Source organism: Xanthobacter aminoxidans, assembly GCF_023571765.1.
Taxonomy (GTDB): Bacteria; Pseudomonadota; Alphaproteobacteria; order Rhizobiales; family Xanthobacteraceae; genus Xanthobacter; species Xanthobacter aminoxidans.
This window is the reverse complement of the sequence record NZ_JAMJXC010000003.1, coordinates 101,401-116,964: the sequence shown is the minus strand read 5'-3', so window position 1 is coordinate 116,964 and position 15,564 is coordinate 101,401. Positions and strand designations below refer to the sequence as shown.

At 67.9% G+C, this 15,564-nt stretch carries 16 protein-coding genes; 5 read left to right on the top strand and 11 right to left on the bottom strand.

Annotated features, from left to right (window positions below):
• Positions 1-48 precede the first annotated feature (48 nt).
• The gene (dksA, locus tag EJ105_RS06005) at positions 49-465 is read right to left on the bottom strand and encodes an RNA polymerase-binding protein DksA (RefSeq protein WP_024278561.1); all 417 of its coding nucleotides are present in this window, start codon (positions 463-465) and stop codon (positions 49-51) included.
• 319 nt (positions 466-784) lie between these two features.
• Here dksA and EJ105_RS06000 point away from each other — a divergent pair, with 319 nt between their 5' ends.
• Positions 785-1,630 (top strand): AAA family ATPase, encoded by an 846-nt coding sequence (locus tag EJ105_RS06000; RefSeq protein WP_029558866.1) that lies wholly within the window; start codon positions 785-787, stop codon positions 1,628-1,630.
• A 3-nt stretch (positions 1,631-1,633) separates the two neighbouring features.
• Entirely contained in the window at positions 1,634-2,044 is a 411-nt protein-coding gene (locus EJ105_RS05995; protein ID WP_250165626.1) for a hypothetical protein, read from the top strand.
• 144 nt (positions 2,045-2,188) lie between these two features.
• Here EJ105_RS05995 and EJ105_RS05990 read toward each other — a convergent pair whose 3' ends face one another.
• The 9 genes from EJ105_RS05990 to coxB all read right to left on the bottom strand — a co-directional run bounded on the left by EJ105_RS05990 (position 2,189) and on the right by coxB (position 10,075).
• Positions 2,189-3,043 carry a MipA/OmpV family protein gene (locus EJ105_RS05990; RefSeq protein ID WP_029558868.1) on the bottom strand — a complete coding sequence of 285 codons (855 nt, stop codon included), beginning with the start codon at positions 3,041-3,043 and terminating at the stop codon, positions 2,189-2,191.
• A 239-nt stretch (positions 3,044-3,282) separates the two neighbouring features.
• Positions 3,283-4,086 carry an SURF1 family protein gene (locus EJ105_RS05985; RefSeq protein ID WP_250165625.1) on the bottom strand — a complete coding sequence of 268 codons (804 nt, stop codon included), beginning with the start codon at positions 4,084-4,086 and terminating at the stop codon, positions 3,283-3,285.
• On the bottom strand, positions 4,083-4,463 hold the full coding sequence (locus EJ105_RS05980; protein ID WP_029558870.1) for a DUF983 domain-containing protein: 381 nt from the start codon (positions 4,461-4,463) through the stop codon (positions 4,083-4,085). Before EJ105_RS05980 ends, EJ105_RS05985 begins: the two co-directional genes overlap by 4 nt.
• Before the next feature lie 87 nt (positions 4,464-4,550).
• Positions 4,551-5,375 carry a cytochrome c oxidase subunit 3 gene (locus EJ105_RS05975; protein ID WP_024278553.1) on the bottom strand — a complete coding sequence of 275 codons (825 nt, stop codon included), beginning with the start codon at positions 5,373-5,375 and terminating at the stop codon, positions 4,551-4,553.
• A 127-nt stretch (positions 5,376-5,502) separates the two neighbouring features.
• Positions 5,503-6,144, bottom strand: coding sequence for a cytochrome c oxidase assembly protein (locus EJ105_RS05970; protein ID WP_051679295.1), 642 nt, complete (start codon positions 6,142-6,144; stop codon positions 5,503-5,505).
• A 77-nt stretch (positions 6,145-6,221) separates the two neighbouring features.
• Complete coding sequence (locus EJ105_RS05965; RefSeq protein ID WP_024278551.1) at positions 6,222-6,410, bottom strand: hypothetical protein; 189 nt, start codon at positions 6,408-6,410, stop codon at positions 6,222-6,224.
• Positions 6,407-7,336, bottom strand: a complete 930-nt coding sequence (locus EJ105_RS05960; RefSeq protein WP_024278550.1) for a heme o synthase — start codon at positions 7,334-7,336, stop codon at positions 6,407-6,409. The genes EJ105_RS05965 and EJ105_RS05960 overlap by 4 nt, the downstream gene beginning before the upstream one ends.
• A 177-nt stretch (positions 7,337-7,513) precedes the next feature.
• Positions 7,514-9,139 (bottom strand): cytochrome c oxidase subunit I, encoded by a 1,626-nt coding sequence (gene ctaD, locus EJ105_RS05955; protein WP_024278549.1) that lies wholly within the window; start codon positions 9,137-9,139, stop codon positions 7,514-7,516.
• A 123-nt stretch (positions 9,140-9,262) separates the two neighbouring features.
• Positions 9,263-10,075, bottom strand: a complete 813-nt coding sequence (coxB, locus tag EJ105_RS05950) for a cytochrome c oxidase subunit II (protein WP_394041708.1) — start codon at positions 10,073-10,075, stop codon at positions 9,263-9,265.
• 601 nt (positions 10,076-10,676) lie between these two features.
• On the opposite strand from coxB, the gene EJ105_RS05945 reads away from it, so the two are divergent.
• The 3 genes from EJ105_RS05945 to EJ105_RS05935 all read left to right on the top strand — a co-directional run bounded on the left by EJ105_RS05945 (position 10,677) and on the right by EJ105_RS05935 (position 14,969).
• Positions 10,677-11,258 carry an invasion associated locus B family protein gene (locus EJ105_RS05945; RefSeq protein ID WP_250165624.1) on the top strand — a complete coding sequence of 194 codons (582 nt, stop codon included), beginning with the start codon at positions 10,677-10,679 and terminating at the stop codon, positions 11,256-11,258.
• A 195-nt stretch (positions 11,259-11,453) separates the two neighbouring features.
• On the top strand, positions 11,454-13,295 hold the full coding sequence (locus EJ105_RS05940; RefSeq protein ID WP_029558875.1) for a monovalent cation:proton antiporter-2 (CPA2) family protein: 1,842 nt from the start codon (positions 11,454-11,456) through the stop codon (positions 13,293-13,295).
• Between the two features lie 618 nt (positions 13,296-13,913).
• Positions 13,914-14,969: a DUF937 domain-containing protein gene (locus tag EJ105_RS05935; protein ID WP_250165623.1), complete on the top strand. Its 1,056-nt coding sequence runs from the start codon at positions 13,914-13,916 to the stop codon at positions 14,967-14,969.
• Positions 14,970-15,077: 108 nt separating this feature from the next.
• On the opposite strand, the gene EJ105_RS05930 is transcribed toward EJ105_RS05935, so the two are convergent.
• Positions 15,078-15,407, bottom strand: a complete 330-nt coding sequence (locus tag EJ105_RS05930) for a DUF1127 domain-containing protein (protein ID WP_250165622.1) — start codon at positions 15,405-15,407, stop codon at positions 15,078-15,080.
• Positions 15,408-15,564 lie beyond the last annotated feature (157 nt).

Genomic DNA, 15,564 nt, shown 5'->3' with positions numbered 1-15,564 from the left:
TTCACATCTGAAATCGCTCTGCCGAAATTGGCAGCCGGAAACAGCGGCTCAGTCGTCGCGGTAGACCCGCTCGCGCCGCTCGTGGCGCTCCTGCGCCTCCACCGAGAGGGTGGCGATGGGCCGGGCCTCGAGGCGCTTCAGCGAGATGGGCTCGCCGGTGTCCTCGCAATAGCCGTAGGAACCGTCCTCGATCCGCAGCAGCGCCGCGTCGATCTTGGCGATCAGCTTGCGCTGGCGATCGCGGGCGCGCAGCTCGATGGAGCGGTCGGTCTCGGACGACGCCCGATCCGCCAGGTCCGGGTGATTCTGGTTCTCGTCCTGAAGGTGCTGCAGGGTCTCGCGGGCCTCCTTCAGGATGTCGTCCTTCCAACGCAGCAGCTTGAGGCGAAAATACTCGCGCTGCCGGTCGTTCATGAAGGGCTCATCCTCACGGGGCCGATAGTCCTCGTCGATTTGGATCGACATCAGCAAGGTCCTCGATATGCGTCGCTCTGCCGTCGAAGCAAGACGCTGCAAGGCGGATCATGCCCATCCGGCCTTGCGTGGAGCCAAGCACCGACAACGAACTCCCCGTCACGGAACTCAAGGGCTGCCGCCCCAGCGTCCGGGCCGGCGGAGCCGACCTTTCGGCCAGGAGGACGCCCCATGGTCGCCGCGCTTATATCGACGCCTTCGGGTTCCGACAACCGGCATGTCCTTGTCCAGCGGGCGCCGCCCCTTGACGGATGGGCGCCGGGTGCCGACCTTGCTGCGGCGCGACAGGCGGCGGAAGGGATCAAGTCTCATGCGGTTCGAGGGCACGAAGAGCTATGTGGCCACCGACGACCTCAAGGTCGCCGTCAATGCGGCCCTCGTCCTCGAACGCCCCCTGCTCATCAAGGGCGAGCCCGGCACGGGAAAAACCGTTCTGGCGCAGGAGGTTGCCGAAGCCCTCGGGGCACCGCTGATCGAGTGGCACGTGAAGTCCACCACCAAGGCGCAGCAGGGCCTCTACGAGTATGACGCGGTGGCCCGCCTGCGCGACAGCCAGCTCGGCGACCCCAAGGTCCACGACATCGCCAATTACATCCGCAAGGGAAAGTTGTGGACGGCCTTCTCCTCCCCCGTGCGGCCGGTGCTGCTGATCGACGAGGTGGACAAGGCGGACATCGAGTTTCCCAACGACCTGCTGCAGGAACTCGACCGCATGGAGTTCCATGTCTACGAGACCGGCGAGCAGGTGAAGGCGGAGCAGCGCCCCCTCGTCATCATCACCTCCAACAATGAGAAGGAGCTGCCGGACGCCTTCCTGCGCCGCTGCTTCTTCCACTACATCCGCTTCCCCGATCCCGAGACCATGCGGGCCATCGTCGAGGTGCACTTCCCCGGCATCAAGCAGCGCCTCGTGGGCGAGGCCCTGCGCATCTTCTACGAACTGCGCGACGTGCCGGGGCTGAAGAAGAAGCCCTCCACCTCCGAGCTGATCGACTGGCTGAAGCTGCTGATGGCCGAGGACATCGAGCTGGAAACCCTGCGCGAGAAGGACGTGCGCAAGGCCATCCCCCCGCTCGCCGGCGCGCTGCTGAAGAACGAGCAGGACGTGCACATGTTCGAGCGCCTCGCCTTCCTCGCCCGGCGGGAGCAGCGCTGATCCATGGACGCCACGCAGATCCTCGTCGCCCTCCTCGTCATCGGCGCGCCGCTGGCGCTGTTCCTCAGCCTGCGCGGCAGCGGCAAGGGGGGCGGCGGTGGCGAGAAGGCTGGCGCCGCGAAGCCGGACGCCGCGCCGAACCGGGCGAAGCCGCCGGCGGACTACGGGCTCGGTCGGGAGGATTCCCCCTCCCCCGCCGCATCGACCGCCAGCAGCGAGCCGGACACTGCCAATGCGCAGCGGGCCGCCGCGGCTGCGGCAGCCGGCGGCGCGCTCATCATCGCGGCGGGCTATGCGGCCCATCACCATTCGGGCGAGGCGGGGGGCGAATCCCCCCATGTGGGCCACAGCGGCGGCGGTCCCGATTCCGGTGACAGCGGCGGCTCGGGCGACGGGGACGGCGGCGGGGAATAGGGTCCGCGTCCGCCCGTCTCGATCCGACGGATGCGACCGCGCGCGCTTCAGCCGACGAACGGCAGAGACGCTCGAACGGAAGGTGCCGGACGCTCCGCGCCCCGCCTCACAGGCTCAGCGCGCCGGTCCGGGGACCGGCGCCCCTCACCACCAGGCCTTGCCGATGTTGAAGGTGTAGCTCAGCGAGACGCCGGCGGTGAACTGGTTGGCATCAGTGGTGAGCGGCGAGGAGGCCGCATCGCCGAGGAGGCGGCCATAGCCGCCGAACACGCCGGTCTCGAAGCCGTTGCGGAAATTGTAGGTGAGCTGCGCCATGGCGCCCACCATGTCGAAGCCGGCGGAGGCGTTGTAGACCGGCAGCGGATTGCCGAACGCATTGGCGACGACGGCCTGGACCGGCGTGACGCCGAAATAGGTGCTCATGTAGCCCGAGCCGCCATAGGTGAGGCGGGGGCCGACGGCGAAGCGCCACTGGCCGTAGGGCAGGATCACATCCGCGCCGAGCAGGCCGCGGATGCCCTCGAAGCCGCCGACGCCGTAGCGCAGTTCCGCGCGGGTGCGCAGCCAGTCGGTGATGTACCACTCGGCGAAGGCGCCGGCTTCCAGCGCCGGATCGATGTTGCCGAGGCCGGTGAGGCGATAGGAATCGCCGGAATCACGGCCCCAGTCGATGCGCCCGACCGCGCCGATGCGGAAATTGCCGGTGTCGAAGAGGGCCAGGGACGGGTTGTCGTCCACGCTGCGGAAGACGTTGAGCTGGCTCGCCTTGCGGACCGAGAAGATGAGGCCGGGCCGGAAGGAATAATTGTCCGCGCCGGGATAGCTCGGGTCCGCCGAGACGGACGCGCCGATGGTCAGGTACCAGTCCTCGTTCGCCGAGGGCGGGACCGGCGTGGGCGGCGGCGGCGTGAACAGGTCGGCCGCCTGCGCGACGCCGCACGCTCCCCCGGCGAGTACCGTGGCGAGGAGGAGGGAACGCAGCTTGCGGAACACGACCATCGGGAGACCTCTGTCAAAACCTGCGGCCATCCTGTGGCCGGGCGGCTTTACGAAATGCCAAAACCGCACGGCTGGTGCACGGCAATAAAGCCGGCAAATCCGCTTGTGCAAGGTGAGGGTTAACCAAGCGTTGGGTCAAGGCCGCCGGGACGATCCCGGCCCCGCGTTGCAGATCGGCAACGCCTGTCCGGCGCGGCCGGCCAGGAAGGCGCGTCACGAAGGCGCGTCAGGAGGGCGCGTCAGGAGGCGCGGCGGCGCCGGCTGATGAAGACCGCGAGGCCCACGCCCACCAGCGAGGCCGCGAGGCCGTACCAGGTGAGCGCATATTCCAGATGCCGGTTGGGAAAGGCGATGCGCGTGCCGCCGCCGATGGGCAGTCCGCCCGGCACCAGCGTCGCATCGGCATCGATGAGAAAGGGCGCGGCGCCGGAAATGCCGCGGGCGGCGGCGATCTCGGCCGGCTCCATGCGGTAGAAGCTGCCATGGGCGGGATCATTGGCCGGCACGAACCAGCTCGCCTCCTCGGGGAAGCGCAGCAGGCCGACCACCTCCACCTCGCCCTTCACCTCACCTTCCGCCCGCGTCGCGGGATCGCGCCGTTCGGACGGGATGAAGCCGCGATTGATGAGGATGGGCGGGCCGTCCGGGCGAATCAGCGGCGTCACCACCAGGAACCCCTGCCCCTTCACCGGGCCGGCGGCGTCCTCCCCGCGCACGGTGTAGACGAGGGCTTCCTTCGCGTGGTCGAAGGTGCCGCGCACCTTCACCCTCCGGTATTCGTCCTCCTCGCGGGTCAGCGCGGACCAGCGGGCGGGGGGCGGCACATCCTGCGGGGCGGCATGAACGCGCGCCTCGACGCGGGCGAGCAGCGCCTCCTTCCAGGCGAGGCGGTTGAGCTGCCACGTCCCGAGGCCGATCAGCACCGCGAAGGCCACGCAGGCGAGGACGAGCAGGAGAAGCCCGCGGCCGCGCCGCGCGGGAGACAGCGCGGTGGCAGGCGGCACCGAGGACGGCGGCACCGGGGACGGCGCTTTGCCGGTCACTGGCCGTCCAGCCGGCCCTCGGAGGCCTTGTTGCGATACTGCAGCGCCACCATCAGCGCCTTCAGCGGCCGCAACAGGCCGAGGGTGACGACGAGGATGGCCGGGATCCACAGCAGCGCGTGCACCCACATGGGCGGCTCGAACTTCGCCTCCACCCAGAAGGCGAGCGCGACCACGATGAAGCCGGCGAACAGGATGACGAACACCGCCGGGCCGTCGCCCGCATCGGCGAAATCATAGTCGAGGTCGCAGGAGGTGCACTTGGGCGCGAGGTCGAGAAAGCCCTTGAACAGCGGGCCGCGGCCGCAGCGCGGGCAGCGGCAGGAGAGGCCCGCCGCGAAGGGGGAAACCGGGGCGTGATAGGGATCGAGCGACACGGGGCACCTCCGGTGCCGAAATGAGAAGGCCGGCGCGTGGGTGCGCCGGCCTGAGGCTTGTCTCTGGCGCGGTGGAACCCGCGCGGATCAGGCGTGTCCGCCCTGCGCCCACACATAGATGAAGGTGAACAGGAACAGCCACACCACGTCCACGAAGTGCCAGTACCAGGCGGCCGCCTCGAAGCCGAAATGCTTCTGGGGGGTAAAGTCGCCCATGTAGGTGCGCATCAGGCACACCGCGAGGAAGATGGTGCCGACGATCACATGGAAGCCGTGGAAGCCGGTCGCCATGAAGAAGGTCGCGCCGTAGATGTTGCCGGCGAAGTGGAAGTGCGCGTGGATGTACTCGTACGCTTGGCACATGGAGAACAGGACGCCGAGCACCACCGTGCACCACAGGCCCCACTTGAGGCCCTGGCGGTCGCCGTGCACCAGCGCGTGGTGCGCCCAGGTCACCGTCGTGCCCGAGGTGAGCAGGATCAGCGTGTTGAGCAGCGGCAGGTGCCAGGGATCGAGGCTCTCGATGCCCTTGGGCGGCCACACGCCGCCGGTGAAGTCCATGCGCATGAAGTTGATGGCCTCACCCGAGAACAGGGAGGCATCGAAGAAGGCCCAGAACCACGCGACGAAGAACATCACCTCGGAGGCGATGAACAGGATCATGCCGTATCGCAGGCCGAGCACCACCACGCGGGTATGGAAGCCGGCGCGGCTCTCGCGGATCACGTCCCGCCACCATCCGAACATGGTGTAGAGCACGCCGAGGAAGCCGACGATCATGACGAGCGAGGTGCCGCCGTGCATCCACACCACGGCGCCCGAGGTGAGGATCAGCGCCGCGACCGAGCCGATAATCGGCCACGGGCTCGGGTCGACGACGTGGTAATCGTGCTTGACGTGTATGTCGGCCATGGCGAACCGGCCTCCCCTTTTCCCAGTCTCGTCGAGCCCACCCGGCTTCACGCCGGGGGGCCGTTTGCGTTCTGGACGGCGACGCCGCCCGAATGTCATGCCCCGGTCGGGGCGGTGATCGTTGCGCCTAGAGCGGCTTTCGCGCGCCCTCCGCGTCGGCGCGGACCTTGTCCAGCGTGTCCGCGTTGGCGCGGACCTGTGGCTTGTCCGCCTTCGCCGGGAAGAAGGTGTAGGACAGGGTGATGTCCTTCAGCGTCTTCAGGTCCGGGTCGTCGGCGATGGACGGATCGACGTAGAACACCACCGGCATGTCCATCTTCTCGCGGCCGGCCAGGGTCTGCTCCTCGAAGCAGAAGCACTGCAGCTTCACGAAATAGGCGCCGGCCTGGGGCGGCGACACGTTGTAGGTGGCGTTGGCGCGGGTATCGTCGGCGGAGCGGTTCTGCGCCGTGTAATGGGCGAGGCTGGTGGCGCCGATCTTCACCGTCATTTCCCGCTGCACGGGGGCGAAGGCCCACGGCAGGCCGGGCGAGACGTTGGCGTCGAAGCGGATGGTGATCTCGCGATCGAGCGGTGCGGCGGTGGGCGTCGAGCCGACGCGGGTGGCGCCGCCGAAGCCGGTGAGCGAGCAGAACATGGCGTAGAGCGGCACGGAGGCGTAGGTGACGCCCACCATGGCGGCGATGAAGCCGACGCACGCAGCCGCCACCACCCAGTGTCGGGCGGCGCGGGGAGCGCTCTCAGCCATCTTGTCGTTCGCCTCGGCCATTCCTCGTCCTCGCGTCCGGAGCCCCCCGGACCCTCTTCCGTCTGATCCTGCCCGTTCCGCCGATCCCCTGCCCTGCCCTAGAGTGGGCGGTTGAGCACGTTGGGACCGAGCTTCACGATCGTCACCACGTAGAACAGCAGCGCCAGGAACCCCAGCACGGAGGCGATGGCGATGCTGCGCGCGCGCTGCCGCTTGAGCTGCTCTGGCGTCAGCACGACACCGTCCTCCTGCGGAGGACGCGGCTTTTCCTTCTTCTCACCGCTCATCGCAGCAGGCCACCAATGACCGCCTCGCCGAGCAGCGTCGCGAACAATGCAAACAGATACACGATGGAAAATCCAAACAGGCCCTTGGCTGCCTTCACCGCCGCCTCGCCCTGCCGGACGCGGAAGACGCGCACCGCAAGGACGATCATCCAGGCCCCGGCCAGCACCGAGACCGCGCCATAGGCGAGGCCGGCATAGCCGAGGAAGGCGGGGCTGGCGGCAAGCGGCACCAGGAACAGGGTGTAGAGGAGAATCTGCAGGCGGGTTTCGTCCGGCCCCGCCGTCACCGGCAGCATGGGCACGCCGGCGCGGGCGTAGTCGTCGGCCCGGTAGAGCGCCAGCGCCCAGAAGTGGGGCGGCGTCCAGAAGAAGATGATGGCGAACAGCAGCACCGGCTCCAGCGACACGGTGCCGGAGGCGGCGGCCCAGGCGACCAGCGGCGGGAAGGCGCCGGCGGCACCGCCGATGACGATGTTCTGCGAGGTCGAGCGCTTCAGCCACATGGTGTAGATCACCACGTAGAAGAAGATGGTGAAGGCGAGCAGGGCGCCGGCGAGCGCATTGACCAGAAGGCCGAGCACCACCACCGAGAAGGCCGAAAGGGTGAGGCCGAAGGCCAGCGCCTCGTGGCCTGTGACGCGGCCGGAGGGCACCGGACGGCCACGCGTGCGGGTCATCACGGCATCGATGTCGGCGTCCCACCACATGTTGAGCGCGCCCGAGGCGCCCGCGCCCACGGCGATGCACAGCAAGGCGGTGAAGGCGATGACGGGGTGCACGTCGCCCGGCGCACGCACGAGGCCGACCAGCGCGGTGAAGATCACCAGCGACATGACGCGGGGCTTCAGGAGCTCGAAATAATCGCGCGGCGCGGCGAGGCCCTCGCCCGCGGCGGCGACGCCGGCCGACGCAGCCCCGCCCGCCATAACGCCGCCCGACGCCATGGCGTACGGGTCGGGTCCGGTCAGGCTGGCACGCTCGTCACTCATTTCCAAACTCCGGACATCCTTGAACGCGACGTTCGAGACTTCACTTCGGAAACATCCGCCCCGGAGGGCGGCGGGAGCCGCGGTCGCCCGCGGCCCCGGAGCCTGGTTCCTGCCTCACTTGATGCGGGGCAGGACCTCGAACTGGTGGTAGGGCGGCGGGGACGGCAGGGTCCACTCCAGGGTGGTCGCACCCTCGCCCCACGGATTGTCCCCCGCCTTCTCCTTGCGCAGGAAGGCGAGCGTGGTGCCGGTGATGAAGATCAGCACCGCGACGCCGGAGATGTAGGAACCGATCGAGGAGACGAAGTTCCAGTGGGCGAACGCGTCCGGATAGTCCGCATAGCGGCGCGGCATGCCGGCGAGACCCAGGAAGTGCTGCGGGAAGAACACCAGGTTCACGCCGACGAAGGTGACCCAGAAGTGCAGCTTGCCCCAGAATTCCGGGATCATGTAGCCGAACATCTTCGGGAACCAGTAGTACCAGCCCGCGAAGATGGCGAACACGGCGCCGAGCGACAGCACGTAGTGGAAGTGCGCCACCACGTAATAGGTGTCGTGCAGCGAGCGGTCGATGCCGGCGTTGGAGAGCACCACGCCGGTGACGCCGCCCACGGTGAACAGGAAGATGAAGCCGATGGCCCACAGCATGGGCGTGCGGAACTGGATGGAGCCGCCCCACATGGTGGCGATCCACGAGAAGATCTTCACGCCCGTGGGCACCGCGATGATCATGGTCGCGGCGACGAAGTAGGACTGGGTCGAGGAGGACAGGCCCACCGTGTACATGTGGTGCGCCCACACCACGAAGCCCACCACGCCGATGGCGACCATCGCGTAGGCCATGCCGAGATAGCCGAACACGGGCTTGCGCGAGAAGGTGGAGATGATGTGGGAGATCAGCCCGAAGCCGGGCAGGATCAGGATGTACACCTCGGGATGGCCGAAGAACCAGAAGAGGTGCTGGAACAGGATCGGATCACCGCCGCCGGCCGGGTCGAAGAAGGTGGTGCCGAAGTTGCGGTCCGTCAGCAGCATGGTGATGGCGCCGGCCAGGACGGGCAGCGACAGCAGCAGCAGGAAGCCGGTGATGAGCTGCGACCAGGCGAACAGCGGCATCTTGTGCAGCGTCATGCCCGGGGCGCGCATGTTGAAGATGGTGGTGATGAGGTTGATGGCGCCGAGCAGCGAGGACGCGCCGGCAAGGTGCAGCGAGAAGATCAGCAGATCCATGGCCGGGCCGGGATGACCGAGCTTGGACGAGAGCGGGGGATAGATGGTCCAGCCGCCGCCGAAGCCGTTGGTGCCCGGCGCGCCTTCCACGAACAGCGAGGAGAGCGCGAGGATGAACGCGGGCGGCAGCAGCCAGAAGGCGATGTTGTTGATGCGCGGGAACGCGGTGTCCGGCGCGCCGATCATCAGCGGGGCGAAGTAGTTGCCGTAACCGCCGATGAGCGCGGGCATCACCATGAAGAAGATCATGATGAGGCCGTGGCCGGTGGTGAAGACGTTGAAGGTCTGCGGATCCTTGAAGATCTGGAGACCCGGCTGCTGCAGCTCCATGCGGATGGCGATGGAGAGGGCGCCGCCCACGATCCCCGCCACGATGGCGAAGATCAGGTACATCACGCCGATGTCCTTGTGGTTGGTCGAGAACACCCAGCGCTTCCAGCCCGTGGGGATGTGCGCATCGTGGGTGTCGTGATCGTCGTGATGGCTGTGGGTGACTGCCTCGGTGGCCATTCCCGCTTTCCTCGTGTTCCCGGCGCCGGCCCCGTCCCGCCGCGCCGCATCTACCCTGGAAACCGCCCGGCCGTCCGCCGCGCGGGGAAACCTCAAGGGCCCGCCAGAGCGGGCCCGGAACCGTCAGCGCGCGGTCGCGGCACCCTCGAGGGTGCTGGCGTCGGCGAACTTGCCCTCGGCATCCCTGGCGGAAGCGAACTTGGCCTTGGCCTGAGCGACCCAGGCGTTGAAGTCGGCTTCGCTCACGGCGCGCACGGCGATGGGCATGAAGGCATGATCGCGGCCGCACAGCTCGGAGCACTGGCCGTAATAGACGCCCTCGCGGGTGATCTTGAACCAGCTCTCGTTCAGGCGGCCCGGCATGGCGTCGATCTTCACGCCGAAGGAGGGCACCGCGAAGGAGTGGATCACGTCCGCCGCCGTCACCTGGATACGGATGTTCTTGTTGATCGGAACAACGACTTCGTTGTCCACCGCGAGCAGGCGGGGCTGGCCGGGCTTCAGGTCCTTCTCGGCGACGAGGTAGGAGTCAAAGCCGAAGCCGCCATTGTCCGGATATTCGTAGGACCAGTACCACTGGTGGCCGGTCACCTTCACGGTGAGGTCGGGCTTGGGGATGTTCAGCTCCAGGTGCAGGAGCCGGAACGAGGGGATGGCGATGGCCACCAGGATCAGCACCGGCACCACCGTCCAGGCCACTTCGATCATGGTGTTGTGGCTGGTCTTGGAGGGCACCGGATTGGCGCGCTCGTTGAACCGCACCACCACGATCACCAGCAGCACCAGCACGAACAGCACGATGGCGGTGATGATGCTGATGAGCAGGACGTTGAAGGTGTGGATGTTCTCCATCACCGGGGTGGCGGCGTCCTGCAGATTGATCTGCCACGGGGCCGGCTGGCCCATCTGGGCATGGGCCGCCGCGCTCGCGAACATCGCCGCGGCGAAAGCGCCGGCGGCGAGGGCAGCATCGCGCATACGGGTCGCGGTGCGAATGAGCGACATCATCTTCTACCCATCTCCCTGGCCGGCGGAGAACCGCCGGAAATTTCCCTGCCGCCGGTGCGCCGAAGGGGCGCGCCACGGGGCCCTTATTCGAGTGCGAGACCGCGTTCTGCAGCCGCATGCAACTGCGTTGTTTTTGGGCAGGCACTCTCCCTAAGATTCATCAAACACAATTGGGGGCGCCTTGCAATCGCCCGGGGTTTGCCCAATTGGACAAAACGTCCAAGCCCGCTCCGGCCGGCGCCGGAGGGCGCGCCGATCGTTTTAGTAACCAATTGTTCTAACTCCACTTTAGCCAGCCCCACACACCTCCTCGAGCGAGTCGCACGGGGTTTGAAACGGGGCGCAAGAGACAAAATACCGCGCACCCCGTCCGTGGTTTACGCAAGGGCGCCGGGTCGGAATGCCGACGGGGGAAAGTGGGTCCTGCCCCATTGTTGACGCGATGCCTTGGGCATTAAGGCATTGGTTCACGAAATCAGATAAGGCAGGATCGCCCGGCCTCCCCCGCCGGACCCTGCCGGAGCTTGCGATGGTCCTGTCGTTCCGACCTTTTCCCGCCATTGAGACCGATCGCGCCGAAACGCCCGGCACGGGGACGCCTCGCGCCGGGGGGCGCGCGCTGGCGCTGTTCCTCGGGACCTTCGTGGCCGCACTGCTCTCGGCGGCGGCCCCGGCGGCGGCGCAGGGCGTGGTGAAGTCGGTGTTTGGCGAATGGCAGATTCGCTGCGACACCCCGCCCGGCGCGCAGAGCGAGCAGTGCGTGCTGCTCCAGTCGGTGCAGGCGGAAGACCGGCCCAATGTCGGCCTCACCGTGATCGTGCTGAAGACCTCGGACCAGAAGAGCCGCCTTTTGCGCGTGCTGGCGCCGCTCGGTGTGCTGCTGCCCGCCGGCCTCGGCCTCAAGATCGACGACCAGGACATCGGCCGCGCCGGATTCGTGCGCTGCCTGCCCAATGGCTGCGTCGCTGAGGTGGTGATGGACGAAACCCTCGTCGGCCGCCTCAAGTCCGGCAAGACCGCCACCTTCATCATCTTCCAGACCCCGGAAGAAGGCATCGGCGTGCCGCTCAGCCTCAACGGATTCGGTCCGGGATTTGATGCCCTGAAGTAAGGTCGTCGATGGTCGTCACGCTTCGGCGGACGGCCACCACCACGCCGCGTCGACGGCATGGTTTCGACACGCTCGCCCGTCATGAGCGAAGAGCAGGGGCCACTGGGGATGGGTGGCGCCGAAGTTGCTTGGAAGCAGCCCTTGCGGAAGGCGTTCTGATCCGTCAGGGATCGGGACCGGGGGAGGACGTCGCGCATGCCAGTCGATGAACACGCCTTGTTCGGTGGGGCGCTGGCCTTCATGTGCGCCGCCGTCATCGCGGTCCTCGTCGCCAAGCGCATCGGTTTCTCACCCATCGTCGGCTACCTCCTGGTGGGCATCGCCATCGGCCCCATCGGCCTCAATGTGGCCGACCCCTCGGTGGTGCACACCGTGGCCGAGCTGGGCGTGGTCATGCTCCTGTTCCTCGTCGGGCTGGAGCTGAAGCCGTCGCACCTCCTCTCCATGGGGCACTACATCTTCGGGCTGGGCACGGCGCAGCTGGTGCTCACCTCGCTGGCGTTCGCGCTGCTGGCCTATTTCGGCCTCGGCTTCGGCGTGGCGGCGGCGGTGGTCTCCGGCCTCGCGCTGTCGGTGTCGGGTACCGCCATCGCGCTGCAGCTCGTGGGCGAGCGCGGCGACCTCGGCAGTCCCTACGGGCAGCGCACCTTCTCCATTCTCCTGTTCCAGGACATCGCGGTGGTGCCGCTGCTGGCGCTGGTGCCGCTGCTCGCCCCCGGCAGCGAGACCGAGATCCACGATCCGAAGGCCACACTGATGCAGGCGGGCATGGCGGTGGGCGCCATCGCGGTCATCGTCGTGGCCGGCCGCTATCTGCTCAATCCCCTGTTCCGGGTGCTGGCCCGCTCCGGCGCCCGCGAGGCGATGACGGCGGCCGCGCTGATGGTGGTGCTCGGCGCCGCCGGCCTGATGGAGATCGCCGGCATGTCGGCGGCCATGGGCGCGTTCCTCGCCGGCCTCCTGCTCTCGGAAAGCACCTTCCGGCACGAACTCGAAGCCAATGTGGATGCCTTCCGCGGCCTGCTGCTCGCCATCTTCTTCATGAGCATCGGCATGACGCTGAACATCGACGTGATCCTCCACCACATTCCGCGCCTCGTGGTGGGCGCGCTGGCGGTGGCGGTCATCAAGTCGGTGGTGGTCTATCTGGTGTTCCGGGCCGACAACATCGCCCCCGGCGATTCCCTGCGCGCCTCCGTGGCGCTGATGGCGGCGGGCGAATTTGCCTTCGTCCTGTTCCCCCTGGGCCTCGCCAACAACATCCTGCGCACCGAGCAGACGGACCTGCTCATCGCCCTCGCGGCGCTCACCATGGTGCTCGGCCCCCTGCTCTTCGCCGGCGTCTCGCGCTTCCTGCCGCGCTTCACCCCGCCGGCGCCGGAGCCGCCCGCCGACGACTTCACCGATGCCGACGGCTCGGTGCTGGTGATCGGCTTCGGCCGGTTCGGGCAGATCGTGTCCCAGTGCCTTCTGGCGCAGGACGTGAGCGTGACGATCATCGACAAGGACGTGGAGATGATCCAGAGCGCCGGCCGGTTCGGCGTGCACATCTATTATGGCGACGGCACACGGCTTGACGTTCTTCGCGCCGCTGGCGCGGAGACGATGGAAGTGATCTGCATCTGCGTGGACAACAAGGAAGACGCCAACCGCATCGTCGAGATCGTGCGCACCTCCATCCAGGGGCCGCGCCTGTTCGTGCGCAGCTTCGATCGCGTGCACTCCATGGAGCTGGTGCGCCTCGGCGTGGATTTCGAACTGCGCGAGACCCTCGAATCGGCCCTCTCCTTCGGCGCCCGCACCCTTGAGGCGCTGGGCGTGAGCGAGAGCGCCGCCGAGGCCCGCATCGCCGACGTGCGCGAGCGCGACCGCGCCCGGCTGGAGCGGCAGATGCAGGACGGCCTGTTCGCCGGCGCCGATCCCTTCACGCGTCCCAAGGTGGAGCCCGAGCCCCTCACCGAACCCGAACACCGCGCCCGCCCGCTCAACCCCGAGGCGCAGGACATCCTCACCCACGAGACCGAATTCTCGGGGTGATCAGTCGGCGGCGCCGCCGCTTGTCCGGGCAAAGAGGCGTCGGGGCAGTGTGTCCGGACCAGCACCGCCGTCATGGCCGGGCTTGTCCCGGCCATCCACGTGGGTGGGCCGGGAACACCCGTCCAGACATCGCGCCTGCCGCCCGACGTGGATACAAGGGACAAGCCCGGGCATGACAGTGGAGAGCAGAGGGAACAGCTGTTCAAGCACGGGGACGCCCTTGGCTCCAAGCGCGGCCGGCGGGTGCGGCGAGCTATCTCGCGCCCCGGACGCATGGAGCGTCAGCGGAATGCGAGCCGGGGCCCGGCGCAAAAGACCGCCGAAGGCGCTTCCGAACTTCAGCGCTCTCAGGCATTGCCCGCTGCGCGGGAATCTTGCGCTGGCCCCCGGATCGGCGCTCCACCTGCGGTGTCGCTTGTCCGGGGAGACCAGCGCCCGGTACCGTCATCCGCGCTGGAAGCATCGCTTCCACCATCCCCTGTCAATTCCCGTAACGGAACCGAACCATTTCGTGATTTCGGCAGGACGATGGCGTAAGCTTGCTGCCAAGATTTCGGGCAGAAGCCGGAGCGGGACGCCTTCTCCCCTCGCACGCCCGCGATCCGACGGAGTTCGCGTATGGATCAGTTCGTGGAGATGCTGCGCGCGGCCCAGGGCGGGCAGGCGATGGAGAATATCGGCCGCATGTACGGCCTTTCCGCGCAGCAGGCCCAGCAGGTGGCCGAGGCGGTGATGCCCGCCTTCGGGGAGGCATTCAAGCAGGCCTCGCGGTCTCCCGAATCCCTTGCCGCGTTGATGACGCTGATGACGAGCGGCCCCTATGGCGCCTTCTATTCGCAGCCCGCGCCCCCCGCCGAGCTGACCCGCGCCGGCTCCGAGGCGCTCGATACCGTTTTCGGCTCCTCCGAGGTCAGCCGCGCCGTGGCCGCGCACGTCGCCTCCTCCACCGGCCTCGGCATGGCCATGGTGAAGCAGGTGATGCCCACCTACGCCACCCTGGTGGTGGGTGGCCTCGCCAAGTCGCTCGCCGCCTCCGGCGCGTTGCAGCAGATGCTGGCCGCCATGCTCAGCCGGATGCCGGGGCAGACCGAGCAGAAGATCGCGCCCATCTCCTCGGGCAATCCCTGGATCGACGCCTTCCTGGCCTTCACCAGCACCGCCACCGAGCAGGGCGGCCGATCCTACAGCACGGGCAATCCGTGGGCGGATGCCTATGCCCAGATGATGTTCCAGCGCGCCGCCCCGGCCCCTGCGCCCCAGCGCAATCCGGCCAACGCGTGGCAGGACGTGGTGAACGCCATGTCCAAGACCATGATGCAGGCCGGCGTGCCGCCCACCCGCGAGAAGCCGCCGGAGCCCCCGCCCGCGCCGCTGCTGCCGTTCCAAAACTTCTTCGCGCAGATGTTCGCCCAGGGCTTCCCACCGCCCTTCCCGCCGCCGGCCCAGCCCGGCGCGCCCGATGCGAGCCGGCAGGCTTATGCAGTGCCGGAATTCTGGCTCAACATCATGCGCTCGGCCGCAGCGTCCATGTCGGCCGCCACCCAGAGCATGAATGCGGTCACCCAGAACGGGCAGACTGTGCAGGAAGCCGAGACCCTGCCCCCCGACCGCCCCCGCCTCGGCCGCGCCGATGGCGACAAGCCCGCGACGGACCGCTTCTCCAGCGGCAAGTGATTGAGCGTAGCCAATTGATGGCCAGATAAAAATCGACCCGCGCCGGTTGCGGACGGCGCGGGTCGAGGCACGGCGGAGTCGAGGGGCGCTTCCGCCGGATTCTTGAATTCAGTCGGCCGGATAGCCGCGCCAGGCGGCGAGCCGCGCCGCAGCCCGGCGCTCCTTGGCGCGGACCACCAGAATCTGGGTCGGGTCTTCGAACAGCGGCGCGGAGACGGCATCGCGCACATCCGCCCGCGTTACCCCGATATCGCGCAGCATGTGGTCATCGAGATGGGCGATCTCAGCCATCACCTGCCGTCGCTCGATGACGCGGCCGATGGTCTGCACCTGACGCAGGCCCTTGACGGCAGCGCCGACGGCCGAGAGGCACAAGGCGGCGACCAGCTCGCCCGCGGGGGCGAAGGGGGTCCTGCGGGTTTCACCATGGTACGTCATCATCATCTCCGTTGCCTGGATGCGCTCCGCCGACCCTCCTTTCCGGGGCCGTGATGGTCTGAACACACCCGGCATGTGCTGAACGGGCCTGAAACTGGCCCTGACACCCCGGTGAAACCACCCGATTTCGCGCCGCATCCAATCGGCAGGACCTTTC

Excerpts from the sequence above, each read along its gene's own strand:
- dksA (WP_024278561.1), bottom strand. The coding sequence starts at position 465 with ATGTCGATCCAAATCGACGAGGACTATCGGCCCCGTGAGGATGAGCCC.
- EJ105_RS06000 (WP_029558866.1), top strand. The coding sequence starts at position 785 with ATGCGGTTCGAGGGCACGAAGAGCTATGTGGCCACCGACGACCTCAAG.
- EJ105_RS05995 (WP_250165626.1), top strand. The coding sequence starts at position 1,634 with ATGGACGCCACGCAGATCCTCGTCGCCCTCCTCGTCATCGGCGCGCCG.
- EJ105_RS05990 (WP_029558868.1), bottom strand. The coding sequence starts at position 3,043 with ATGGTCGTGTTCCGCAAGCTGCGTTCCCTCCTCCTCGCCACGGTACTC.
- EJ105_RS05975 (WP_024278553.1), bottom strand. The coding sequence starts at position 5,375 with ATGGCCGACATACACGTCAAGCACGATTACCACGTCGTCGACCCGAGC.
- EJ105_RS05970 (WP_051679295.1), bottom strand. The coding sequence starts at position 6,144 with ATGGCCGAGGCGAACGACAAGATGGCTGAGAGCGCTCCCCGCGCCGCC.
- EJ105_RS05965 (WP_024278551.1), bottom strand. The coding sequence starts at position 6,410 with ATGAGCGGTGAGAAGAAGGAAAAGCCGCGTCCTCCGCAGGAGGACGGT.
- EJ105_RS05960 (WP_024278550.1), bottom strand. The coding sequence starts at position 7,336 with ATGGCGGGCGGGGCTGCGTCGGCCGGCGTCGCCGCCGCGGGCGAGGGC.
- ctaD (WP_024278549.1), bottom strand. The coding sequence starts at position 9,139 with ATGGCCACCGAGGCAGTCACCCACAGCCATCACGACGATCACGACACC.
- coxB (WP_394041708.1), bottom strand. The coding sequence starts at position 10,075 with ATGTTCGCGAGCGCGGCGGCCCATGCCCAGATGGGCCAGCCGGCCCCG.
- EJ105_RS05945 (WP_250165624.1), top strand. The coding sequence starts at position 10,677 with ATGGTCCTGTCGTTCCGACCTTTTCCCGCCATTGAGACCGATCGCGCC.
- EJ105_RS05940 (WP_029558875.1), top strand. The coding sequence starts at position 11,454 with ATGCCAGTCGATGAACACGCCTTGTTCGGTGGGGCGCTGGCCTTCATG.
- EJ105_RS05935 (WP_250165623.1), top strand. The coding sequence starts at position 13,914 with ATGGATCAGTTCGTGGAGATGCTGCGCGCGGCCCAGGGCGGGCAGGCG.
- EJ105_RS05930 (WP_250165622.1), bottom strand. The coding sequence starts at position 15,407 with ATGACGTACCATGGTGAAACCCGCAGGACCCCCTTCGCCCCCGCGGGC.